Consider the following 20,918-nt stretch of genomic DNA (forward strand, 5'->3'; position numbering starts at 1 on the left):
TATGCGCACTAAATATCTAACGGCAGCCGGCGTGGTAATGGCCTTTGTGACGGGGCTAGGGATCTACTCTGCCACTGCCCGAGTGTTGCCGGTAACTGCGGCTTTATCGCCGCAGGACTGTGATCGCTATAGTGGTCTTCCGCAGGGGTTCGGCGCGGATCCGTTAGCCGGTATGTTAGCGGTGCCTGCTGGGCATTTTACCCCTGGTAGCAATGATGGTTATGCCGATGAACGTCCGGCAGGGGCGGTTCAGATCGATGCGTTTATGATTGATCGTACTGAAGTGACTAATGCTCAATTTGCCGCCTTTATTGATGCCACAGGTTATATTACCGAAGCGGAACGGGAAGGCGGTGCGGTGGTTTTTCAGGCCCCTGAAGAGGGTGTGACGGTGCAATATAACGGTTGGTGGCGCTTTCAAAAAGGCGCCAACTGGCGTCATCCGGAAGGCCCCAACAGCCATCTAGAGGGACGGGATAATCATCCGGTTGTACAGGTGACTGAGAAAGATGCGCTAGCCTATGCTCATTGGTTAGGCCGTGAGTTGCCTAACGAAGCACAGTGGGAGTGGGCCGCATTGGGTGGTGGCGATCAGGAGCAACTCGAGCGTGAACCCCGCAGTGATGATGGCAAGGCTAGCGCGAACTATTGGCAGGGGGTGTTTCCCTATATCAATACCGCAGAGGACGGCTTTATTCATCGTTCACCGGTGGGCTGCTATCCGGCCAATGGCTATGGTCTCAACGATATGATCGGTAATGTCTGGGAATGGACGACCGATCCTTATCTTGGACCGCGGCAATACCACGGTAATGGTGATCCGGCCTCCATCCTCAGCAAAGGCGCGACCGATCAGGCTTATAAAGTCATTAAAGGCGGCTCGTTTCTCTGTGCTAAGGATTACTGTGTGCGTTATCGCACTTCGGCTCGGTACCCTCAAGAGGCCAATCTTGGGGTTGCCCATGTGGGCTTTAGAACGGTATTAAACCTTAAATCTGAACAGCAATAGCGAGAGCTTTGAAATGACATTACCTGAAATACATCGGTTGGTGACGGGTCATGATGAGGCTGGCAAGGCCATTGTGTCGATCAATGGGGCGCTACCAACGGTGGTCGAATTAACGGCCATTCCCGGCACGGTGTTTCATGAGGTCTGGGCGACTGAGGCTACCCCGGTGCTAATCGATAACGGAGCCGACCCAACCCTCGGTGATCTGTGCTTACCACCCCCGGTCAACGGTACGCGGCTGAGGTTTGTGGATATCCCGCCAGATACTGAGGCTTTTTTACGTCAGGGTGCTACGGTCATGAACGATGCTTTTACCCAGATCGGTGATGCTGACGCCTCAACCGTGGCAGCGGATTCTCCCCATCCCTTAATGCACCGTACTGAATCGGTAGATTATGGGGTAGTGATCAGTGGCGAGATGACATTGGTATTAGATGACTCCGAGGTGTTACTGAAGCAGGGGGCGGTGGTGGTTCAACGCGGCACCAATCATGCCTGGGCAAATCGATCGGCGCACCCCTGTCGTATGCTTTTTGTGCTGGTTGATGGTGAATATGATCCAGCCATCGCCGCTGCCTTGCCGCACGCTGAATAACCTAAGACTAACAACGCGATGATGTTGGCGGTTTACCCCTTCTCATCGGTAATAATAACAAAGGAAATACGATGAAATTTGCGACTTTAGCGAATGGCAGTCTTGATGGGCAATTGATATTGGTTTCAAAAGATCAGGCAACGGCGGTTGATGCCTCGGGTATTGCGTCTGATCTCCTGACGGCCGTACAGCAGTGGTCTACGGTGGAAGCGCCTCTGCAATCACTGTATGAGCAGCTTAATCGAGGTGAGCTGAGTGATAGCTTTACCTTTGATCCGAGTGCCTGCCTCGCACCACTGCCAAGAAGCCCGCAATGGCTCGATGCATCGGCGTTTTTGAATCACGGTAAATTAATGGAGCGGGCTTTCAATACGCCACCCATTCCTGATTTTGATACGGTTCCGGTGATGTATCAGGGGGCGAGCGATGATTTTCTCAGCGCCAGCGCCGATGTGCCGATGCCCAGCGAAGCTGATGGTATCGATTTCGAGGGTGAGTTCGGAGTTATTGTTGATGCGGTGCCGATGGGAGCTTCTGAGGCGCAAGCTCAGTCAACCATTCGGTTACTTGTACAGATTAACGATTGGAGTCTGCGAGCACTAGGGCCCCATGAGATGAAGACCGGTTTTGGTTTTTTACAGGCTAAACCCTCTTCGAGCTTTGCTCCCATTGCGGTTACACCGGACGAGCTAGGTGATGCTTGGGCCAATGGTCGAGTCAATATGCAGTTGCAGGTTCGCTGGAACGGCAAGCGTTTTGGCGAGCCGCATGGTCGTGAGATGAACTTCTCATTTGCTCGCCTCATTCAACATGCCGCCCGTTCACGTAAACTGACGGCCGGTTGCATTATCGGTTCCGGCACGGTGTCGAATGAATCCCGTGCAGCGGGCTCTGCCTGTGTTGCCGAGCGTCGCGTGATAGAAATCATTGATCAGGGCGGTGTTAAAACCGACTTTATGCGTTTTGGCGACCGAGTGCGTATGCAGGCTCTATATGACGATGGCCGTGAAGGCCCCTTTGGTGTGATTGATCAACGAGTGGTCGATAGCCACAACGATTAAACAAGTCCAGCACAGCAATTGAGAGGCAGCTATGCATATTGTGATTACTGGTGCGAATGGTTTTGTGGGGCACGCGCTGGCCCACCACTTGGCACAGCGCGGCGAATTGGGGGGCCGGCCAATTCGCCGCTTATCATTACTCGACCTGAGTTTTGATCAGTACACCCAGTCGCGGGTGCCGGTTGATCATTATGCCGGGGATTTGGCGGACACCCGTTGGTTGAATAGGGTGCTCGGCACCAGTCGACTGGATAGTGTGTTTCATTTGGCGAGTCTGCCCGGTGGGTTGGCCGAGCAGAACTATGCCCTCGCCCGGGCGGTAAATCTTGAAGCGACCCAAGGGCTGTTGGAATTGGGTAAACAGCAAGTTGAAGCTGGCGGACCGGCTCCTAGGTTTGTGTTTGCCAGCAGCATCGCCGCGTTGGGGGAACTCTCAGGCCATGTGACCGATGATACCCCTTTGCGGCCGCAACTGACCTACGGTGCGCAGAAGCTGATTGGCGAAATTATGCTGGCTGACTTCAGTCGGCGTGGATGGGTTGATGGTCGCTCGTTAAGGTTGCCCGGTATATTAGCGCGCCCAGCGGCCCCGACGGGGCAGTTATCTGCCTTTTTGAGTGATATCATCCGTGCGCTAAAGGCCGGGCAACGGTTTGTCTGTCCGACGTCTGCGAATGCGACTACTTGGGCGGTGTCCTTACCCTGTGCGGTGGATGCGCTAATGCAGGGGGCGATAATTGAGGCCGACAACTTGCCGAGCGGACGAGCATTAACCCTACCAACGCTCTGTTTTGCCATGCAAGATCTGGTGGCCGCGATCGGAGACGAGTATGGTACGCCGGTTGATGATTTGATTCAGTGGCAGCCGGATGAACGGGTCCAAGCCCTGTTTGGCTCGTTCCCAACACTAGACACAGCCGCTGCCGACCGGTTAGGGTTTCGCCACGATGGTGACCTCAAACAACTGGTACGACAGGCTTTAGTTGAAAGTGAAGCGGCTGGCGCTTAGACCGAGCGGCTAAGCGTTTGCCATAATATTTTTTATTAAGCGTTATTAGTTAAGTGTGATTAATTAAGTTTTGCCCGTTAAAAGTGATATGACCACCTAAATATATTTTGGTGTCAGATGCGGGCGTATGATGAGTACTCATAAAAGGAGGCAACGAATGTTGCAAGTGAAAGTTGCTAAGAAGAATAAAGAGTCAGAGCATATTGTCAGCTTTGATTTAGTTGCCCTCGATGGTCAAGCGTTGCCTGAATTTACCGCCGGTGCGCATATTGATGTACAGACACCGAACGGTCCAACCCGTCAATACTCTCTGTGTAGTTCGGTTACGGAGCGGGATCATTACCGCATTGCGGTGATCCTCGAAGCAGAATCCCGTGGCGGCTCGGCGGCTATGCACAGTGCGGTTAATGAAGGTGACCTGCTGACCATAAGTGAACCGCGTAACTTATTTCCGTTGGCAGAAAAAGCGACCAACTCGCTATTGATCGCTGGCGGTGTAGGGGTTACACCGATGATGTGTATGGCAGACGCCTTGCATCGTCAAGGTGCCGCTTTCAGTATGTATTACTGTGGCCGCAATAAGCAGCATATGGCGTTTGTGGATGACCTCTTAAGCAGTGACTTCGCCGACCGAGTTGAGATCCATGAAAATAACGGTATCGCCGAAAAACGTAAAGATATGGATGCACTCTTAAGCACGGTGTTAGCCGATACTCATCTCTATGTGTGTGGCCCCAATGGCTTTATGGATCATGTCTTGGATACGGCCCGCAAGCACGGTTGGCCTGAAACCCAATTGCACCGTGAATATTTCACGGCGCCGGTTACGGATGATGATAGTAGTGATGCGTTTGTGATTGAGTTGGTCCAGTCGGGTAAAGTACTCACTGTACCGGCTGACATGAGTGCGGCGGAAGTGATCTTGGAGGCAGGTATTGATCTATCGGTTTCCTGTGAACAAGGTGTCTGCGGGGCTTGCTTAACGGATGTTTTAGAGGGAACTCCAGATCATCGGGATAGTTTTTTGACCGACGAAGAACAGCAGGCAAACGATCAATTTACGCCATGCTGCTCCCGCTCACGTTCAGCCAAATTGGTACTCGATCTGTAATAGCTGATAAAGCAATGATAAGCATCGAAAAAGCTTCTCAATCGATGATCTTGATCGTAACGGTGCGTGACCGCTGAGTATCCGTTTTGTTGAACCTCGCCGAGGGTGAGGTTCGCTGTTTTTTCCGTGCTATCCCTTGGTTATCTGTTTAGGGCTAAAGGCTGCCGTTGGCTTGCTAAAACCAGGCTATCTTAGGTATTGACGCGGCTGTTCATTTACCCGTTATCAGCATCGTTAGCCGGTTCACGCTAATCTCCTCAATGTATTTTAACGCTATTGAAAACAATCACTTGTGCTCGTGTTAATAACGTGCGATTAAATAGATAAGCGGTAAGGTCAGCTGTATCCAGGCGCCGTTGACCATCCGATTATTAATGATGACGGTTTTGAGGAACATAGATGAACCTAGATAAAGCGAGAAGTCGCATCGCCAAGCAAGTTAAGAAAGGTAATAAAGGCTATCCGCAGATTGCGATTAAGTATGCCGGTGCCACGAAAGATTGTGCCACACAGGTTGTGATTGAGTTTACCTTAGAGGAGGGGGCATCGCCGCAGTCACAAACCTTTGTGGGTAAAACGGATGTGCGCGAGGATGAGGTAATCCAAACCACGGTGGTTAAAATTATCGAGCGGGCGAATGCCAATACAGTTATTGAATCCACAGAGGTGGCGTTAATTCGTTAATACAGTCATTGCCGAGGCGGCTCCGGTGAGCCGCTGCTCTTCGCTCAATGCTACCAGTGTCCATAGCGATTCATATCATAAACGCCGGCCTGTAGCGGTTCAGTACGTTGCATATAGTCTTTAAAACTGTGAAAGACACGCCAGAAGTGCGGGTTCATCCGGCCGACGCCCCAACGCTGCACAAACTGATTGAAACCTCGATCATCCTTGATGTGGCTAAACTGGGTCACAAACTCATCGACCTCACTCAGTTTTAGCTGCAATATCAGATTGGGGTAGCTGCCGATAGGGGTTGGCATAATGGTTAAACTATCGAGAGCTTCCTGGTAGCGTAATGATTCGCCTAACAGATAGGCGACACTGCTATGGCGACGATTGCGTAACAGGCTATAGGCTAGAAAATCAGGCTCTTGGGACTGCTTCCCGGACTCGTTATCTAGATTGATACGGATAAAGCTAACCTCGGGTAACCAGCGAATCCCCGCTAATTCGGCGGCAGGTTGCGCTGCGATTTTACTAAAAGCTCGGTTTATTGTTGCGCTTGGGGTGTCAGTGGTCTGATCGCAGGGGTCGCAACGGTTAATCAAATCACTATTGCCTGTCAGTAGCGGATATTTATTTAACAGGGTTTGCAGCAGTTCCTGTTTTGGATCATCACTGTGATAGACAATACCGCTAGGCGTATGGTTATCAAGGGCACGATAGGCAATTTTGGTTTTAAGTTTGGCGCTTGATTGATACCAGTTGGTATAGATTTTCTCACGGCTATTCGCGGGCATAAAACGCAGAAAGTTGGTCTCTGAACCATTGCGAATCAGGTCAAAATAGAGTCGTGTTTGTGCTTGGTGGGAGACACTGCCGAAGACATCGAAATTGACCACCAGTTCATAGTAGGTACGTTCTAATAAGGGGTAACCCATCACCCAAGTGGTTAGCGGAATTTCACCTCGCCAGCCTTGCACCACCGACGCGCTGTTGTGATGCCTGAACACCGTTAAAAAAGCATTCGGATTGCTGTGCTCCCCGTTCCATATTTGCGCTAGCGAAGGGCCAGCAGGAAAGGTCTGTTGATAGGCTTTTTCACGTAGACTCAGGTAGTGGTTGCGATCATCGCTGTAACTTAGCCATTCAGAGCCGAATTTCAGCAGTGAGGTTTTTTCACCGGGTAACCCAAGATAGGGGTTTACGCTAGCCTGATAGCTTTCGTCATTGGTGTAGTGTTCCTGCGCAGGGTTTTCAAACATCACCCAGAACTGATCTCGAATAACATTGGTGGCAATCTGCCCACGGCAGACAGGCCCGCGAATAAAGTTGCGCACAAAAAATTGCGCTTCATCTAAGAGAAAGCGATAGCGGAGTTTGGCCGGAATCGCCGCAAAGGTGAGAAAGGGATTCGAGCGGTCAGCAAACTCATAGCCGGGCAGCTCGGTCACATCCCAATCGATGGCCGCAAATAACTGTTGGTAGCGTTCCAGTCGGTTGGCATCAAACCGATAGGTGATATGTGTTTTGTGAACAATGGTGCCGGCAATGGGGGTGAGGCGATAAAAGAACTGTTTTTGCGCATCATCATTAGGCCGCACCGTCGAGACAATCTCGGGCGCTTCACCGCTGGGTGTATAGGAACGGATGAGTTGATAAAATTGTATATTGTTGGGCTGCTCTGCCGCTGAGGCTTGTAGGTAGAGATGGCCCAAGAACAGATGCTCATAAAGATACCGGGCGAGCAGTTGTGAGCGTTTATCGGGTTGATTAAGCCAGCGCTCCCAGCGCGTGATCATCTGTTGGTCTGCGCTGCTGATCTGGCGGGATTGGGAGTCGATATTGGCCCCTTGTTTTAGCCAGGTAGAGAGGGTTTGATACTCCTGAGGTGTCAAGCCAGACACCGCAAGCGGCATACCCCCGTGAGGGAATTGCTCGGCATAATCGTCAAATTCCCCTGGGGCTGGGCAGCTATTAACCCGATCAAATCCCAGTTCAATATCATCCGTTACTGGTTGGCCTGCCGGGAGTGGATTGTTATAACCGAGATCGATCATTTGTTGCATCAATGGGGCGGTTTTATCGTGTTGGTCGGTATAGTGAGATAACACCGAATAAAATCCCTTCTGACGCCATTGATCTGGGGTTTGGGCATCAATGTAGAGGCGTGTCGGGGTGATATCACTCAATCGTGCACCATCATAAACTCGTTGTTTCGATGCACCCCGTTCAAGGCCGTGATAGGACTCCATTTTTAGCTGACAGGGGGCGTCATAACAGGCATGGCAGGCGAGACATTTGGTATCTAAGATCGGTTGAATATCATCGGTAAAGCGGTAGCTTTGGTGCGCAGCTATGGCGGGAATGATCTCTTTATCTTGTTGGTCTGAGGCAGTGAGAAAAAAAAGTAGACTGGCAATCAGCAAAATGCCGGCGTAGGTCTTTAACCCTGTTGGTTTTTTCATGCGCGCTGTCAGCCTGCTAACTAAAAAACCAGAGTAACAAATAGCCCTAATACTTTATAGCGCCAATGAGTGAGCAAGGTTGTCACCCGTCAAGGGTTGTTTGAATCAGTTGATTAATAGATGCCTTTTTATGCCAAGGTTATTATTATGTCTATGTATGTTAAGTGTTTTTACGATTACCTGCTCTCTAGCAGGTCAGCCGAATAAGTATAGGGGCCCTATGAGCCACAGTCACCATGGACATAGTCATCATGTCAGCAATTACAATCGCGCCTTTGCCATCGGTATTGCGTTAAATATTATCTTTGTGGTGATCGAGGCGGTCTACGGCGTATTGGCAGATTCACTGGCGCTCATCGCCGATGCAGGGCATAACCTGAGCGATGTGTTTAGTTTGATGCTGGCTTGGGGGGCGAGCTATCTGGCGGGGCTTGCGGCAACCGAAAAACGAACCTATGGGCTACGTAAAGCCCCGGTATTAGCATCGCTTGCAAGTGCTATTTTACTGTTGCTGGCGTTGGGGGGGATTGCATGGGAGGCCATCAGCCGCTTCGGAAATCCCGCACCTGTCGAGGGGATGACGATGATCGTGGTGGCTGCCATTGGTGTGTTGATTAACACCCTGACTGCGCTGCTATTCTTTAGCGGTCAGAAGGATGATTTGAATATCAAGGGCGCGTTTTTACATATGGCCGCCGATGCCGTGGTCTCACTAGGCGTGGTAGTGGCGGGATTATTTATTTTGTTTAATGGCTGGTTTTGGATCGACCCGGTTATTAGTTTAATTATTGTCGCTGTTATCTTGGTGGGGACGCTGGGATTACTTAAAGATTCGATGAACTATGCTTTGGATGCAGTGCCCGACAGTGTTGATATCGCGGCGCTAAAACACTATATCAACGATTTAGAGTCTGTTGAGCGGATCCACGATCTGCATGTCTGGCCTTTGAGTACCACTGAAATAGCCCTGACGGTTCACTTGGTTGTGAATGACACAAAACTGGATAACCATTTTTTATGTCACCTACAACAGCACTTCCAAACACACTTCGATATCGCCCATAGCACTATTCAGATTGAGTCCTCTAGCGCAGAGCAGAACTGCATGCTGGATAATGACCATAAGCCGCAGCATGAGCATGAGCACAACTAGCGACTCAGGTGAGCTGTTTATTCGTTACACCGTCGTGAACACGGTGTCGAGTTGATGGTCGACTATCTGACTGGCGGGCGTCAGGGTTCTGCGCTGCCAAGGAATAAAGCCTAAAAACCAGCAGCGCCAGAACCGCACCGATGCCTGGGGGTTTTCTTGCAGTAACTGTTCAAGGGTTTGTGCTTTGCCTAGTTCAATATTCAATGCATCTTTAAAAACCAGGTGGACAAACTTGGAGCAGAATTGCCGCTCAGAGTCGAAATCAAAGCCTAAGTGATAGAGCCGGTTACTTAGCTTGTTGGCTAGTTTGGTCGATGACGTTTTTAGTTGCTCGATCTCGGTTTGAGTTAAGGGCTGTTTAAGGCGGCGTACCATCACTTCATTATTGCAGGTGCGGCTAAGAAATTTGTCCAAAGGGGTTTTACAGACCACCGGCACTTTGCTTTCAATGACAAACCATTGATTAGCTTCTTTAATCGCAAAGCCCACATGGGAACTCCAGCTACCGGTGCCCTTAGCCACCTGCTTATAGAGAAAGGCATCGATCGAGATGAACAGAATATCGCCTTCCTCAAGGGTGGCGGTTACCTGTTGTACCAGCGTGTTGTTTGTGTGTGTCATGTTCAACTCCATTGTTGTGCGTGTGTGGTGTCTGTTTCAATGGCGTTGATTCTGGAGAAGAGGGCGTTTTTAAACTAGGCCGCGATAAAAAGTAGTGTATGTTGATACCTTTAGATGCGAATCAGTGGATTTTTTTGGGGGGGGGGTAGCTATTAGCGTGTTGCTTGAAAATAATGCAGAAGCATAAAGCAAAGGCCCTTTTGGTTAGGCTGACCTTTGCTGTGCTCAATGCATGCCCAACCATGATCGGTAGACATGCAGGTTACTCGGTATTAGTTGAGATTTTTACTTAATACTTCGATATGTTCTGGGCCAATACCACAACACCCGCCGATCAATTCTGCTCCCAGTGCATGCCATTGCTGCGCCCATTGCAGATAGTTGCTAGGGGTTAAATCATCCCGTAACTCATCGAGTCCATCATTTGCAGTAGCATCTTTAGTTTGCGGTGGGAAAGCATTCGCGTAGGCCCCAACTTTAATGGCTCGTGCCTGTGCTGAGGGGGTATTGGCTAGCGTCTCTTTAGTCAGTTTAATCGCATCGGTGATGATTTCCGGCTGGCTACAGTTAAAGAGGATGGCATCTACACCGGCTTCGACCATAGCCTCAACGGCAGCCACCACCGTTTCACCGGAACGCAGTAAAGGCTGTTCGGTAACTTCTGCGTCTTCAAGCGTAAAGGAAACCCAGTAGGGCTTATGGGCGCTATCGATACGGTCAACCAGTGCTTTAACACACAGCGCTTCTTCAATGAGGCTTTGAGTTTCACTGAGCCACAGGTCGACATGGGGATTCATCGCCTGAATCAAAGGTAAGGCAATCGATTCGGCCTGTTCTGGTTGGTATAGGTCGGCGCGGTAGGAGCCAAATAGTGGCGGCAAGGAGCCCGCGACCAATACATCGCTCTGACCCGACTCGCTTACCGCTTGCTGAGCAACGATGGCGGACTGTTCTGCCAATGTGCTCGCCTGTGCTTTAAAACGGTCATCGCCAATATGGAAAGGAACTAGCGCGTAACTGTTGGTAATGATGACTTTCGAGCCAGCATCGATAAAGGCCTTATGGGCTTCTTTAACAATATCGGGTGCATCCATCATGGCTAATGCTGACCATTCTGGCTGTTTAAAGGGTGCGCCTCGACGTTCGAGCTCTCTACCCATTCCACCATCAAGTATCGTGACCATATTCATAGTGTCTGTTTCCATCGATTCAATATTGACGCAATTCTAGCGCCCCCGAGGGGGGATTCAAGGATTTATCCCGAATCCGACTATTTAGTTATTAGCCATTAAAAAAAGCGACCCTAAGCCGCAGATTAGATAACTACTAGGGCATTCCGCTTTTGGCTATATTAGTGTGACTATGGATTTTGTCGGCAGATATGATCCCCCTGTTTATTTGATATGAGTAGCCTGAATGAAACACAATGCCTCTGGGAATACGCCTGATCAGATGGGTGCCGCCACTAACGCTGTCTGGGGTGGTGAATCGGTTAAGTACCCTTACAATGCGACCCAAGTGCCGATTGTTACCAGTGCCGCTCACTGTTATGACGATATTGATCACTGGTATAACGTTGCCCTTGGCGAGGCCCCAGGATTTATTTATAGCCGTATGAGCAACCCTACGGTGGAAGCATTGGAAGCGAAGTTATGCGCCCTCGAACATGCCGAGTCAGCGGTTGCTTTCAGTAGTGGCATGGCCGCCATTAGTAGTGTGCTCTATACCTTTTTATCTAATGGCAAACGGGTGGTTTCAACTAAGGATAGCTACGGCGGCACGAATAAAATTTTTGAAGAGTTTTTGCCGCGCATGGGCGTCAGTGTCAGTTTGTGTGACACCGGTGATCATGACGAGATTGAGCGGCAGATTGCACAGGGCTGTGATGTGCTGTATCTCGAAACCCCGACCAATCCCACGTTGAAAATCATTGATATTAAACGCTTGGTTAAAGCTGCGCGTTCGGTAGGAGCTTTGGTGATCGCCGATAACACCTTTGCCACGCCGCTTAATCAGCAGCCGCTTTCTCTTGGGGTTGATCTGGTGCTACACAGTGCGACTAAGTTTCTCAGCGGGCATGGCGATGTACTTGGGGGACTTGTCTGTGGTGCTGAACCATTGGTGAGCCAGGTGCGTCATTATCGTGAGATTAACGGGGCGATTCTGGACCCGTTTGCGGCCTATATGATTATCCGGGGTATTAAGACGCTGGCGTTACGGATCCGCCAGCAGCAGAGCAGTGCCCAAATAATCGCTGAATATTTACAAACTGAACCGTTAGTGGCATCCGTGAACTATCCGGGATTATCCGATCATCCGCATCATGCGATTGCCTGCGAGCAGATGAAAGGGTTTGGTGCCATCGTGAGTTTTGTGGTGCATGGCGGCATGGATACCGTTAAACAACTATTGCCGCAGCTTAAATATGCTCACTGTGCAGGCAATTTGGGGGCGGTCGAAACCATTTACGGTCCTGCCAGAACCACCAGCCATGTGGAAAATACGCTAGAGGAGCGTTTAGCCCTAGGGATCTCCGAAGGTTTAGTGCGGATATCGGTGGGCATTGAAGAGATAGAGGATTTGATAGGTGATCTGCAACAGGCGTTTGCGCATGTGCGAAAGCAGCAAGCGTAACGATGGAGCAACGATAACGATTGACATAACATCGATTTTTAGCGGCGCTATGCGGGTGCTAAAACCAACGAAAGTCGTTAAAATAGCCGGCTTTCGAGCTGCTCCGGCTGGGTAGAGATTCGTCGATGATAAATAAACAGCTTCACAATGAGAGATGTTGATATGAAAAAGTGTATAGCGGCAGCCGCCATGATTTTTGTAGCAGGAACGGGGAGCGCATCGGCGACCGATCTATGGGATGAGTCGGCCCTAAATAAAGTATTGCAACGGGGTGAGTTGCAGGTCTGTGTCGAAGCCGGTTATATGCCGTTCGATATGCGTAATAAGAAAGGTGACATTGTTGGCTTTGATGTCGATATCGCTAAGTCGATGGCTAAAGCGATGGACGTGAAGCTGGACCTGCGCAATACCGCTTGGGATGGTATTATCCCCGCACTGCTAACGGGCAAGTGCGACATGATCATTTCCGGCATGACCATTACCCCAGAGCGTAACTTAAAAGTTAACTTTACCGACCCGTACATCGTGGTTGGTCAGACTATTTTACTGAACCCTGCGTTGAAGGATGATGTTAAAAGCTATAAAGATCTGAATGATGAGAAATATCGGGTCACCACTAAGCTCGGTGCGACCTCGGATTACGCCACTAAAAAGTATATGAGCAAAGCTAAATTGAATCTCTATGAAACAGAATCTGAAGCGGCTTTGGAAGTGATTAATGGCAACGCCGATGCCTTTGTTTACGACCTGCCATACAATGCTATTTATGCTTCTCAGAATATGGGCAAGGTGCTTCATCTTGATCAGTCCTTCACTTATGAGCCTTTAGGTATGGCGGTACGCAAAGGTGATCCTGATTTTCTCAACTTCCTGAATAATTACATCGCGCAGATTAAAGGCGATGGTAGTTATGATAAGTTCTACAAAAAATGGTTTGTCAACGATGCTTGGCTTAAAGCCGTTCAGTAAGCCTGAGTGCTAAGCCATAAAATCGTTCGGTTAAAGCATATCTTATTAGGTGGGGCGCGGTGATGCGTTACCCACCACCTCTTAGATCAGCGATCTTTAGCTGCGTGATAAATATTGGGGTTGAAATGATATTAGCGCATAGATAAAGAGCGTTGGTTTGGCGTCAATAATATTAGTGAAACGGTTTTGTGCTCATCATGACGTTAATGGTGATTCGAAGTAGTAAACGATGGGGAATAACTCTGTAATGCAAACGCAACGTAGCCAGTTTTTTTGGAAAGCGGTGTTTATCCTAATTATGCTTGGCTTAGGCTTTGGCATTTATGCGTCCAGTAAGAGCATTGATTACACTTGGCGCTGGGAACGTATTCCTCAGTATCTTGTCAGTGTCGAACCCTTAGAGATCCGCGCCCCCTTTGATGGCACGGTGATGACGGTTGATGAGCAGCATCAGCGTATCGTGATTGAATCGGATTATGGCGATGACCCTTTTGTGATTAAGGCGTTTGATCAGCTGAGCGTAGATGAGGGCGACAGTGTATTTGAAGGAGATATTGTCGCCGAACAAGCCCACTGGAACCTTGGCCCACTCGCATGGGGGTTGATTATGACCCTAAAGCTATCGGTTGTGTCATTAGTGTTCGCTATGATTATTGGTCTGTTTACCGGATTGGCGCGCATCTCTTCTAATCCCGCGCTACGCTATCTATCGATTACCTACATAGAGCTGGTGCGCGGTACCCCTTTATTGGTACAGATTTTCATCTTCTATTTCTTTATCGGTACGGTGCTCGATTTAGATCGTTTCACCGCCGGGGTGGCCGCATTAGCGGTATTTACCGGTGCTTATATTGCCGAGATCGTACGCTCAGGTATTCAGTCTATTAATCCGGGACAGATGGAAGCGGCCCGCAGTTTAGGGATGAACTATGTGCAGGCGATGATTTACGTGATTTTACCGCAGGCTTTCAAGCGGACCTTGCCACCGATGGCGGGTCAGTTTATCAATCTGATCAAGGATTCCTCGTTGGTGTCGGTGATCTCGATTACCGATTTGACTAAGGCGGGCCGTGAAGTGGTTAGCTCTACGTTTGCCCCCTTCGAAGTATGGTTTGCCGTTGCGTTGCTTTATTTGGTGTTAACCGGGGGGCTTTCTTGGGCCATTCAAAAGCTAGAAAAGAGGTTAGCTGCCAGTGACTAATGTAAGTGAAAATATTATCGTAGCTACCGCCGTCGATAAGATCTACCCCAATGGCTGCCATGCACTCAAACAGGTGTCGCTCACCGTCAAGCAGGGGGAAGTGGTGGTGATTATCGGCCCGAGTGGCTCCGGAAAATCGACTTTTTTACGCACTCTTAATCAGTTAGAAACGATCTCAGATGGTTCGATTGTCATTGATGGCTTTGATCTCACCAGCAAACAAACCAATATCAATCGCGTGCGTGAGAAAGTAGGGATGGTGTTTCAATCATTCAACCTCTTTCCGCACAAAACGGCATTAGGTAACGTCATGTTATCGCCTCTTAAGGTGCTGAAGAAAACTCGCCAGCAAGCGGAAGAAGAGGGGCGTGAGCTGCTGTATAAAGTCGGCCTAGCTGAACGCATGGATAATTTCCCCTCCCACCTTTCCGGTGGCCAGCAGCAGCGCGTTGCGATTGCTCGGGCGTTGGCGATGATGCCTGATATCATGTTGTTTGATGAACCGACCAGTGCGCTCGACCCGGAAATGGTCGGTGAGGTGCTGGATGTGATGAAAAACCTCGCTGCTGATGGCATGACGATGGTGGTGGTTACCCATGAGATGGGCTTTGCCCGAGAAGTGGCTGATCGTGTGGTGTTTATGGAAGAGGGAGAGCTGGTGTTTGAAGAACAGCCTGAACGCTTCTTTAACTCTACCAATACCCGTTTGCAGCGTTTTCTCGGACAGGTGTTGTCTTAAAGGCAGCTGGGTGACCGTGGTTCCGGTGATCTAAAGGAGGTGGCAGTGCACCATAAAGCGTTACCCCCATTAAATTGGCTCTGTACCTTTGAAGCCTCTGCGCGTTGTCTGAACTTTACCCATGCGGCCCGAGAACTCTGTCTGACGCAGGGGGCTGTTAGTCAGCAGATGCGCCTGTTAGAGGATCATATTGGCGTTACCCTATTTAAGCGTTTGCCGCGTGGGTTGAGCCTGACAGAGGAGGGGCAGTCGTATCTGCCGGTAGTGCAAGATGCGATCTCTCGATTAGCCGCAGGTACGAGTGAACTCTTTATTCAGCGTGAACAAACGCCCATTAAAATCCGCGGCAGTCTGTCATTTTTTGTTCATTGGCTGGCACCGCGCTTGACCGACTTCAAGGCCCGCTACCCACAAATCGATATCCGCTATATCAGTAATCTCTGGGTCAAGGATATCGATGATGAGGATGATTTAGAGATCCGTTGGGGCAATGGAGGCTGGCCGGGGCTGATTAATCATCGTCTGACCTGGGATAAGCTGTTTCCGGTCTGTTCGCCAGATTTAGCCGCCCGACATCCACTTCATGAGGTGGCTGATCTTGCTCAGCATACCTTATTGCATGTGCTCGGGTATGAAGAGGGTTGGGGTTATTGGTTGTCTATGGTGGGCGAGGAGCGAGTTGACCCCTCACGCGGCATGCAGTTTGATACCCTGCTGGCATCGCTGCGGGTTGCTGAGCTCGGTCAGGGGATTGCGCTTGGGCGCTCTTCGATGGTCGAAGACCTCTTGCTTGAAGGGCGCTTAGTGGCACCGTTGACTCATCGGGTCGAGGCCAGTGAGTCTTTTTACTTGGTGCGCCGTTCTGGCACCGAGTTACCTCCCGATGCCGAACTATTTGCCTCCTGGCTCGTGGAGCAGGCAACCCGTCCGGTTTACCACCTAAAAGGCACACTCAACGGTGAAGTGTTTTCCTAAGCTGCCGTCATAAGACCGGGCGGCACTAGATGATGGTGATGGCCTGCTTTTCCAACATTCGAATTAAACGGATCAGCGGCAGACCGATCAATGTGTTTGGGTCATCGCCCTCGAGTTTTTCAAACAGGGCAATGCCCAGTCCTTCGGATTTAAAACTACCGGCGCAGCTATAAGGTTGCTCAGTGTTAAGGTAGTTATCAATCATCGCCGGGGTCAGGTCACGAAAGTGTACATGAAAAGGCACGACCTCGGTTTGGCACTCGCCGGTACGACTATTCAGTAGGCTTAAGCCGGTAAGAAAGGTAATCCTTTGCCCTGATGCAGCGGAGAGCTGTTGGTAAGCGGTGCGGTAGTTGCCGGGCTTGCCAATGGTTTCGCCGTTAATGATGGCTGTTTGATCCGAACCGATGATTAATGCATCGGGGAAGCTTACTTGCAATGCTTGCGCTTTCTGGCGGGCCAGACGTGCGACATAGTCATTCGGGGTTTCGGTTTCCAGTCGAGTTTCGTCAATATCGGGCGAGACGGCTTGGTAGTTGAGGTTGAGCTTATCCAGAATGGCTTTTCTGAAAGGTGAACTGGACGCTAAAATTAGCTGTGTCATGCCCCAATTTCTCCAAAACAGTAGAGGTTATGTTAAGTTGCAGATATTAGCGTGTTTTTTTACCTTTTAAAGCCTTATTTCCTTTGACAGACGGGCTTTTGATCCCTAGAATTGCGCGCTTATGTCGAACGCCCCATTACCAAAGAAAATTGACCCGCGTAAGCTTGCTGATCGGGGAGTACGGATACAAGGTGACGCCGAGCTTGCTCTGCTGCCGAATCTGGCTACAATGCTGGCCGATAAGCAGGGTAAAGTATCAGTTGATCTGCAGTTTGATACTGATGAATTGCGCATCCGTACAATTAAGGGCACCGCTGACGCTAAGGTTTCTATGACCTGTCAACGCTGTCTTGAGCCAGTTGAGATCGAAGTCGAAGCTAAGTTCAATTTGGCTGTCGCTCCCACCGAGGAGCATGCAAAAAATCTACCCAGGTACTATGATCCTTTGATTGTAGCGGGAGATGATCTGGAATTGTTTCCAATGGTCGAGGAAGAGTTGATTTTATCGCTTCCTATCGTGCCATACCATGACGATTGCAGTGTGCAGACATCCTTCGGTGACGAGGTGACGACTGACAATGAAACTGATAAACCGAACCCTTTCAGTGTATTAGCCTCACTGAAGGCTGATAAGTGAAATAGGAGCTATATACCCATGGCAGTACAAAAGAGCAAAGTAACTCGTTCACGTCGCGGTCAGCGTCGTTCACACGATGCACTGGGCAACCCAACTCTTTCAGTAGAAGCAACCACTGGTGAAACTCACCGTCGTCATCACGTAAGTGCTGATGGTTTCTACCGTGGTAAGCAGGTTGTTGCACAGCAAGACGACGAGTAAGATTGTCTGACAGCATTTGCATCGCGGTTGACGCGATGGGCGGGGACTTCGGTCCCCGCGTTGTTATTCCTGCCTCAGTTGATGCGTTAAAGCGTCATCCTCGTCTGACTCTGCAATTAGTAGGTCAGCAAGAAGTTCTCACACCCCTGTTAAGTCAAGCGCTAGCTAAGAGCTCTGATAAAACACTGTCTTCACGTATCTCTACTATTAATGCTGAAAAAGTCATCGGTTGTGATGAACGGCCTTCCTACGCGCTGCGTAAACGTCGCGATACTTCAATGTATCGAGCGATTATGCAGGTTGCTGAAGGGCAGGCGCAAGCTTGTGTCAGTGCCGGAAATACGGGTGCATTGATGGCATTAGGGCGATTTACCTTAAAAATGTTGCCGGGCATTGATCGGCCCGCCATTATCACTGCGATTCCCTCTGTTGATGGTGTTAGCTATATGCTCGATCTAGGCGCTAATGTCGATTGTAGTGCTGAGCATCTATTGCAGTTCGCTATCATGGGGTCGGTCATGACTAGCGCCGTCGAGGGAATTGCAGCGCCGCGTGTGGGGTTGTTGAATGTCGGTGCTGAAGAGATTAAGGGGAATGAGCAGGTAAAGTTGGCATCCCGTCTTATTCGCGAACATGGTGGCTTGAATTACCATGGTTTTATTGAGGGCGGTGATATTTTCACTGGTAAAGTGGATGTTGTGGTTTGCGATGGCTTTGTCGGCAATATCGCGCTAAAGAGCAGTGAGGGGGTTGCGCGTTTGATCGGGCAGCAACTTAAGCGTAGTTTTAGTCGTTCGCTGCGGCGTAAGTTGATGGCGTGGTTAGCTAAGCCTGTTTTGGAAGAGATTCGGGCGCACATTGATCCGGCCCGTCGTAATGGTGCTAGTTTGTTAGGCTTGCAAGGGATTGTGGTCAAGAGTCATGGCTCGGCTAATCGTGAATGTTTTGGCTATGCGATCGATCAAGCCGTCGCCGAAGTGATAATGGATGTGCCCGGTAGTATTAATCGACAACTGGAATCACATATCACCGATAGTTAACGGAAATGCTTGATCTGTAAGACAATCGTTTTAATTCATTGCGAATCCTGTAAACTACGTCCTTTAAATTGTTATGCGTTTATCTGTATATTGAGGTAATAATGCCACAACCCCTCGCTTTTGTTTTCCCCGGTCAGGGCTCGCAACATCTGGCCATGCTAGCTGAGCTAGCAGCTGAACATTCTGTTATCCAGGAAACCTTCGCTGAAGCATCCGATGTGCTGGGATATGATCTTTGGGCATTGACTCAAGACGGTCCTGAAGTTGATCTAAATCAAACTGATCGTACCCAGCCTGCTTTGCTCACTGCGGGTGTAGCGTTATGGCGTCTCTGGCAACAGCAAGGCGGTGATCTGCCTGTGTTGATGGCGGGTCATAGTCTTGGTGAATATACAGCGCTGGTGTGTGCTGGTGCGATTGACTTCAAAGATGCGGTTAATCTTGTTAAGTTGCGTGGTGAGTTTATGCAGCAAGCGGTGCCTGCGGGTACGGGTGCTATGGCGGCGATACTCGGTTTAGCCGATGAGGCCATTGCGGCGGCCTGTGAAGCGGCAGCGGGTGATGAGGTTGTATCACCGGTTAACTTTAACTGTCCCGGACAGGTTGTTATTGCGGGCAATAAAGCAGCTGTTGAGCGGGCGATGGAAGGCTGTAAAGCGGCCGGTGCGAAGCGTGCAATACCGCTGCCGGTTAGTGTGCCATCCCACTGCGTACTGATGAAGCCTGCGGCTGAACAGATGGCCGCTGAGTTAAAGAATATAGATATTAAGCTGCCGTCGGTGCAGGTTATTCAGAATTTTACCGCTAAAGCGCCAACGAGTGTTGCTGAGCTGGTCGAAAATTTGTTGGCACAGCTGTATAGTCCAGTTTTATGGACGGACTCTGTACAAAATATGATTGAGCAGGGTGTTGAACGCACGGTTGAGTGTGGGCCTGGGAAGGTGCTGTCAGGGCTGAATAAGAAAGTTCAGCGCAGTCTGGTAGTTGCCGCCATTAATGACCCTGCAGGTCTTGAGAAGGCGCTGAGCGCTTAATCTCTGAATTAAAGGAAACAGATTATGAGTATCGAAGGCAAAGTTGCGCTGATTACCGGTGCTACTCGAGGGATCGGTAAAGCGATTGCGTTAGAGCTGGGGCGTCAAGGTGTTGTTGTTGTTGGCACTGCGACCAGTGATAAAGGCGCAGCTTCAATCACTGATTACCTTCAGGAAGCGGGCGTAAAAGGTGCAGGTTTATGTCTTGATGTAGGCTCAAGTGAGTCAGTTGATGGTGTACTAAAAGCAGTGCAAGAGCAGTTTGGCCCTGTTGCTATCATCGTCAATAATGCGGGTATCACCCGGGATAACATCATGTTGCGGATGAAAGAGGAAGAGTGGGATTCTGTGATGAATACCAACCTAACGTCCGTATATCGAATGGTGAAAGGCTGTTTGCGCGGCATGACCAAAGCGCGTTGGGGCCGTATTATTAATGTTTCATCAGTGGTTGCCTCTATGGGCAACGCTGGGCAGGCTAACTACGCTGCTGCTAAGTCGGGTATGGAAGGTTTCAGTCGGGCGCTGGCCCGTGAAGTCGGCTCCCGCAATATCACCGTCAACTGTGTGGCGCCTGGTTTTATCGATACCGATATGACTAGTGGGTTACCGGAAGAACACAAAGTAGCATTACAAAAACAGATTCCAATGGGTCGCTTAGGGCAGCCTGAAGAAGTCGCCGCTGTTGTTGGTTTTTTAGCCAGTGATGCCGGCGGATATGTGACCGGAGACACGATTCATGTCAATGGCGGCATGTATATGTCATAAAGTTTTCCCTGAGGAATTGTTTTTTCTGTAAAAGTGTTGATAATGAGCCGCAGCTCACTGGAGAAATATCGCCGTCAGGCTTGATCCATAGCGGCGGATTCTAATAAAATCCCTGTTCACATCTTCGGATGTGGATGTCGATAAACAATAGGAAGAGTTATGAGCAACATCGAAGATCGCGTAAAGAAAATCATTGCTGAACAGCTGGGTGTTAAAGAAGAAGAAGTGACTATCGATGCTTCTTTTGTTGAAGACCTCGGTGCAGACTCTCTGGATACTGTAGAGCTTGTTATGGCTCTGGAAGAGGAATTCGAAACTGAAATTCCTGATGAAGAAGCAGAGAAAATCACCACTGTTAGACTGGCAATCGATTACATCAACGCACACCAGTAATCGACTCACACCAGACTACCGAGAAGCCGCAAC

At 49.7% G+C, this 20,918-nt stretch carries 22 protein-coding genes; 18 read left to right on the top strand and 4 right to left on the bottom strand.

What is annotated here, in order from left to right:
* The first annotated feature begins 1 nt into the window (after position 1).
* From ACN0T0_RS02960 to ACN0T0_RS02985, 6 genes are all read left to right on the top strand, one after another.
* Positions 2 to 1,009, top strand: coding sequence for a formylglycine-generating enzyme family protein (locus ACN0T0_RS02960; protein ID WP_417223099.1), 1,008 nt, complete (start codon positions 2 to 4; stop codon positions 1,007 to 1,009).
* Positions 1,010 to 1,022: 13 nt separating this feature from the next.
* Positions 1,023 to 1,604, top strand: a complete 582-nt coding sequence (locus tag ACN0T0_RS02965; protein WP_417223102.1) for a cupin domain-containing protein — start codon at positions 1,023 to 1,025, stop codon at positions 1,602 to 1,604.
* A 71-nt stretch (positions 1,605 to 1,675) separates the two neighbouring features.
* Complete coding sequence (locus ACN0T0_RS02970; RefSeq protein ID WP_417223105.1) at positions 1,676 to 2,665, top strand: fumarylacetoacetate hydrolase family protein; 990 nt, start codon at positions 1,676 to 1,678, stop codon at positions 2,663 to 2,665.
* Between the two features lie 31 nt (positions 2,666 to 2,696).
* Positions 2,697 to 3,674 (top strand): NAD-dependent epimerase/dehydratase family protein, encoded by a 978-nt coding sequence (locus ACN0T0_RS02975; protein WP_417223108.1) that lies wholly within the window; start codon positions 2,697 to 2,699, stop codon positions 3,672 to 3,674.
* A gap of 157 nt (positions 3,675 to 3,831) precedes the next feature.
* Complete coding sequence (locus ACN0T0_RS02980) at positions 3,832 to 4,785, top strand: PDR/VanB family oxidoreductase (protein ID WP_417223111.1); 954 nt, start codon at positions 3,832 to 3,834, stop codon at positions 4,783 to 4,785.
* A 399-nt stretch (positions 4,786 to 5,184) separates the two neighbouring features.
* Positions 5,185 to 5,469: a hypothetical protein gene (locus ACN0T0_RS02985; protein WP_417223114.1), complete on the top strand. Its 285-nt coding sequence runs from the start codon at positions 5,185 to 5,187 to the stop codon at positions 5,467 to 5,469.
* A gap of 50 nt (positions 5,470 to 5,519) precedes the next feature.
* On the opposite strand, the gene ACN0T0_RS02990 is transcribed toward ACN0T0_RS02985, so the two are convergent.
* Positions 5,520 to 7,916: a fatty acid cis/trans isomerase gene (locus tag ACN0T0_RS02990; RefSeq protein WP_417223117.1), complete on the bottom strand. Its 2,397-nt coding sequence runs from the start codon at positions 7,914 to 7,916 to the stop codon at positions 5,520 to 5,522.
* Between the two features lie 220 nt (positions 7,917 to 8,136).
* Here ACN0T0_RS02990 and ACN0T0_RS02995 point away from each other — a divergent pair, with 220 nt between their 5' ends.
* Positions 8,137 to 9,069, top strand: a complete 933-nt coding sequence (locus tag ACN0T0_RS02995; RefSeq protein ID WP_417223119.1) for a cation diffusion facilitator family transporter — start codon at positions 8,137 to 8,139, stop codon at positions 9,067 to 9,069.
* A 24-nt stretch (positions 9,070 to 9,093) separates the two neighbouring features.
* On the opposite strand, the gene ACN0T0_RS03000 is transcribed toward ACN0T0_RS02995, so the two are convergent.
* On the bottom strand, positions 9,094 to 9,690 hold the full coding sequence (locus ACN0T0_RS03000) for a YiiX/YebB-like N1pC/P60 family cysteine hydrolase (protein ID WP_417223122.1): 597 nt from the start codon (positions 9,688 to 9,690) through the stop codon (positions 9,094 to 9,096).
* A gap of 272 nt (positions 9,691 to 9,962) precedes the next feature.
* On the bottom strand, positions 9,963 to 10,880 hold the full coding sequence (locus ACN0T0_RS03005) for a homocysteine S-methyltransferase family protein (protein WP_417223125.1): 918 nt from the start codon (positions 10,878 to 10,880) through the stop codon (positions 9,963 to 9,965).
* A gap of 226 nt (positions 10,881 to 11,106) precedes the next feature.
* Between ACN0T0_RS03005 and ACN0T0_RS03010 the strand changes: the two genes are divergently transcribed.
* From ACN0T0_RS03010 to ACN0T0_RS03030, 5 genes are all read left to right on the top strand, one after another.
* Complete coding sequence (locus ACN0T0_RS03010) at positions 11,107 to 12,324, top strand: cystathionine gamma-synthase family protein (RefSeq protein WP_417223128.1); 1,218 nt, start codon at positions 11,107 to 11,109, stop codon at positions 12,322 to 12,324.
* 162 nt (positions 12,325 to 12,486) lie between these two features.
* Positions 12,487 to 13,293 carry a transporter substrate-binding domain-containing protein gene (locus ACN0T0_RS03015; protein WP_417223131.1) on the top strand — a complete coding sequence of 269 codons (807 nt, stop codon included), beginning with the start codon at positions 12,487 to 12,489 and terminating at the stop codon, positions 13,291 to 13,293.
* Positions 13,294 to 13,540: 247 nt separating this feature from the next.
* Positions 13,541 to 14,494: an amino acid ABC transporter permease gene (locus ACN0T0_RS03020; protein ID WP_417223133.1), complete on the top strand. Its 954-nt coding sequence runs from the start codon at positions 13,541 to 13,543 to the stop codon at positions 14,492 to 14,494.
* A gap of 13 nt (positions 14,495 to 14,507) precedes the next feature.
* The gene (locus ACN0T0_RS03025) at positions 14,508 to 15,233 is read left to right on the top strand and encodes an amino acid ABC transporter ATP-binding protein (protein ID WP_417223387.1); all 726 of its coding nucleotides are present in this window, start codon (positions 14,508 to 14,510) and stop codon (positions 15,231 to 15,233) included.
* A 45-nt stretch (positions 15,234 to 15,278) separates the two neighbouring features.
* Positions 15,279 to 16,208 carry a LysR substrate-binding domain-containing protein gene (locus ACN0T0_RS03030; RefSeq protein ID WP_417223136.1) on the top strand — a complete coding sequence of 310 codons (930 nt, stop codon included), beginning with the start codon at positions 15,279 to 15,281 and terminating at the stop codon, positions 16,206 to 16,208.
* A gap of 25 nt (positions 16,209 to 16,233) precedes the next feature.
* Here ACN0T0_RS03030 and ACN0T0_RS03035 read toward each other — a convergent pair whose 3' ends face one another.
* A complete protein-coding gene (locus tag ACN0T0_RS03035; protein ID WP_417223138.1) occupies positions 16,234 to 16,812 on the bottom strand; it encodes a Maf family protein in 579 nt (192 codons plus the stop codon).
* 121 nt (positions 16,813 to 16,933) lie between these two features.
* Between ACN0T0_RS03035 and ACN0T0_RS03040 the strand changes: the two genes are divergently transcribed.
* The 6 genes from ACN0T0_RS03040 (at position 16,934) to acpP (ending at position 20,885) form a co-directional block, all read left to right on the top strand.
* Complete coding sequence (locus ACN0T0_RS03040; RefSeq protein WP_417223141.1) at positions 16,934 to 17,449, top strand: YceD family protein; 516 nt, start codon at positions 16,934 to 16,936, stop codon at positions 17,447 to 17,449.
* A gap of 18 nt (positions 17,450 to 17,467) precedes the next feature.
* Positions 17,468 to 17,650 (top strand): 50S ribosomal protein L32, encoded by a 183-nt coding sequence (rpmF, locus tag ACN0T0_RS03045; protein ID WP_091358877.1) that lies wholly within the window; start codon positions 17,468 to 17,470, stop codon positions 17,648 to 17,650.
* A 2-nt stretch (positions 17,651 to 17,652) separates the two neighbouring features.
* Complete coding sequence (gene plsX, locus ACN0T0_RS03050) at positions 17,653 to 18,690, top strand: phosphate acyltransferase PlsX (RefSeq protein WP_417223143.1); 1,038 nt, start codon at positions 17,653 to 17,655, stop codon at positions 18,688 to 18,690.
* Between the two features lie 101 nt (positions 18,691 to 18,791).
* Positions 18,792 to 19,724: an ACP S-malonyltransferase gene (fabD, locus tag ACN0T0_RS03055; protein WP_417223146.1), complete on the top strand. Its 933-nt coding sequence runs from the start codon at positions 18,792 to 18,794 to the stop codon at positions 19,722 to 19,724.
* Between the two features lie 24 nt (positions 19,725 to 19,748).
* Positions 19,749 to 20,492: a 3-oxoacyl-ACP reductase FabG gene (gene fabG, locus ACN0T0_RS03060; protein ID WP_215953060.1), complete on the top strand. Its 744-nt coding sequence runs from the start codon at positions 19,749 to 19,751 to the stop codon at positions 20,490 to 20,492.
* Between the two features lie 159 nt (positions 20,493 to 20,651).
* The gene (acpP, locus tag ACN0T0_RS03065; protein ID WP_126160046.1) at positions 20,652 to 20,885 is read left to right on the top strand and encodes an acyl carrier protein; all 234 of its coding nucleotides are present in this window, start codon (positions 20,652 to 20,654) and stop codon (positions 20,883 to 20,885) included.
* Positions 20,886 to 20,918 lie beyond the last annotated feature (33 nt).

The sequence above is a fragment of the Amphritea sp. genome (assembly GCF_048266285.1).
Classification (GTDB): domain Bacteria; phylum Pseudomonadota; class Gammaproteobacteria; order Pseudomonadales; family Balneatricaceae; genus Amphritea.

Excerpts from the sequence above, each read along its gene's own strand:
- rpmF (WP_091358877.1), top strand. The coding sequence starts at position 17,468 with ATGGCAGTACAAAAGAGCAAAGTAACTCGTTCACGTCGCGGTCAGCGT.
- ACN0T0_RS02985 (WP_417223114.1), top strand. The coding sequence starts at position 5,185 with ATGAACCTAGATAAAGCGAGAAGTCGCATCGCCAAGCAAGTTAAGAAA.
- fabD (WP_417223146.1), top strand. The coding sequence starts at position 18,792 with ATGCCACAACCCCTCGCTTTTGTTTTCCCCGGTCAGGGCTCGCAACAT.
- ACN0T0_RS03015 (WP_417223131.1), top strand. The coding sequence starts at position 12,487 with ATGAAAAAGTGTATAGCGGCAGCCGCCATGATTTTTGTAGCAGGAACG.
- ACN0T0_RS02990 (WP_417223117.1), bottom strand. The coding sequence starts at position 7,916 with ATGAAAAAACCAACAGGGTTAAAGACCTACGCCGGCATTTTGCTGATT.
- ACN0T0_RS03040 (WP_417223141.1), top strand. The coding sequence starts at position 16,934 with ATGTCGAACGCCCCATTACCAAAGAAAATTGACCCGCGTAAGCTTGCT.
- ACN0T0_RS02960 (WP_417223099.1), top strand. The coding sequence starts at position 2 with ATGCGCACTAAATATCTAACGGCAGCCGGCGTGGTAATGGCCTTTGTG.
- ACN0T0_RS03020 (WP_417223133.1), top strand. The coding sequence starts at position 13,541 with ATGCAAACGCAACGTAGCCAGTTTTTTTGGAAAGCGGTGTTTATCCTA.
- ACN0T0_RS02995 (WP_417223119.1), top strand. The coding sequence starts at position 8,137 with ATGAGCCACAGTCACCATGGACATAGTCATCATGTCAGCAATTACAAT.
- fabG (WP_215953060.1), top strand. The coding sequence starts at position 19,749 with ATGAGTATCGAAGGCAAAGTTGCGCTGATTACCGGTGCTACTCGAGGG.
- ACN0T0_RS03035 (WP_417223138.1), bottom strand. The coding sequence starts at position 16,812 with ATGACACAGCTAATTTTAGCGTCCAGTTCACCTTTCAGAAAAGCCATT.
- ACN0T0_RS03010 (WP_417223128.1), top strand. The coding sequence starts at position 11,107 with ATGAAACACAATGCCTCTGGGAATACGCCTGATCAGATGGGTGCCGCC.
- ACN0T0_RS03000 (WP_417223122.1), bottom strand. The coding sequence starts at position 9,690 with ATGACACACACAAACAACACGCTGGTACAACAGGTAACCGCCACCCTT.
- ACN0T0_RS02980 (WP_417223111.1), top strand. The coding sequence starts at position 3,832 with ATGTTGCAAGTGAAAGTTGCTAAGAAGAATAAAGAGTCAGAGCATATT.
- ACN0T0_RS03005 (WP_417223125.1), bottom strand. The coding sequence starts at position 10,880 with ATGAATATGGTCACGATACTTGATGGTGGAATGGGTAGAGAGCTCGAA.
- ACN0T0_RS02965 (WP_417223102.1), top strand. The coding sequence starts at position 1,023 with ATGACATTACCTGAAATACATCGGTTGGTGACGGGTCATGATGAGGCT.
- acpP (WP_126160046.1), top strand. The coding sequence starts at position 20,652 with ATGAGCAACATCGAAGATCGCGTAAAGAAAATCATTGCTGAACAGCTG.
- ACN0T0_RS02975 (WP_417223108.1), top strand. The coding sequence starts at position 2,697 with ATGCATATTGTGATTACTGGTGCGAATGGTTTTGTGGGGCACGCGCTG.
- ACN0T0_RS02970 (WP_417223105.1), top strand. The coding sequence starts at position 1,676 with ATGAAATTTGCGACTTTAGCGAATGGCAGTCTTGATGGGCAATTGATA.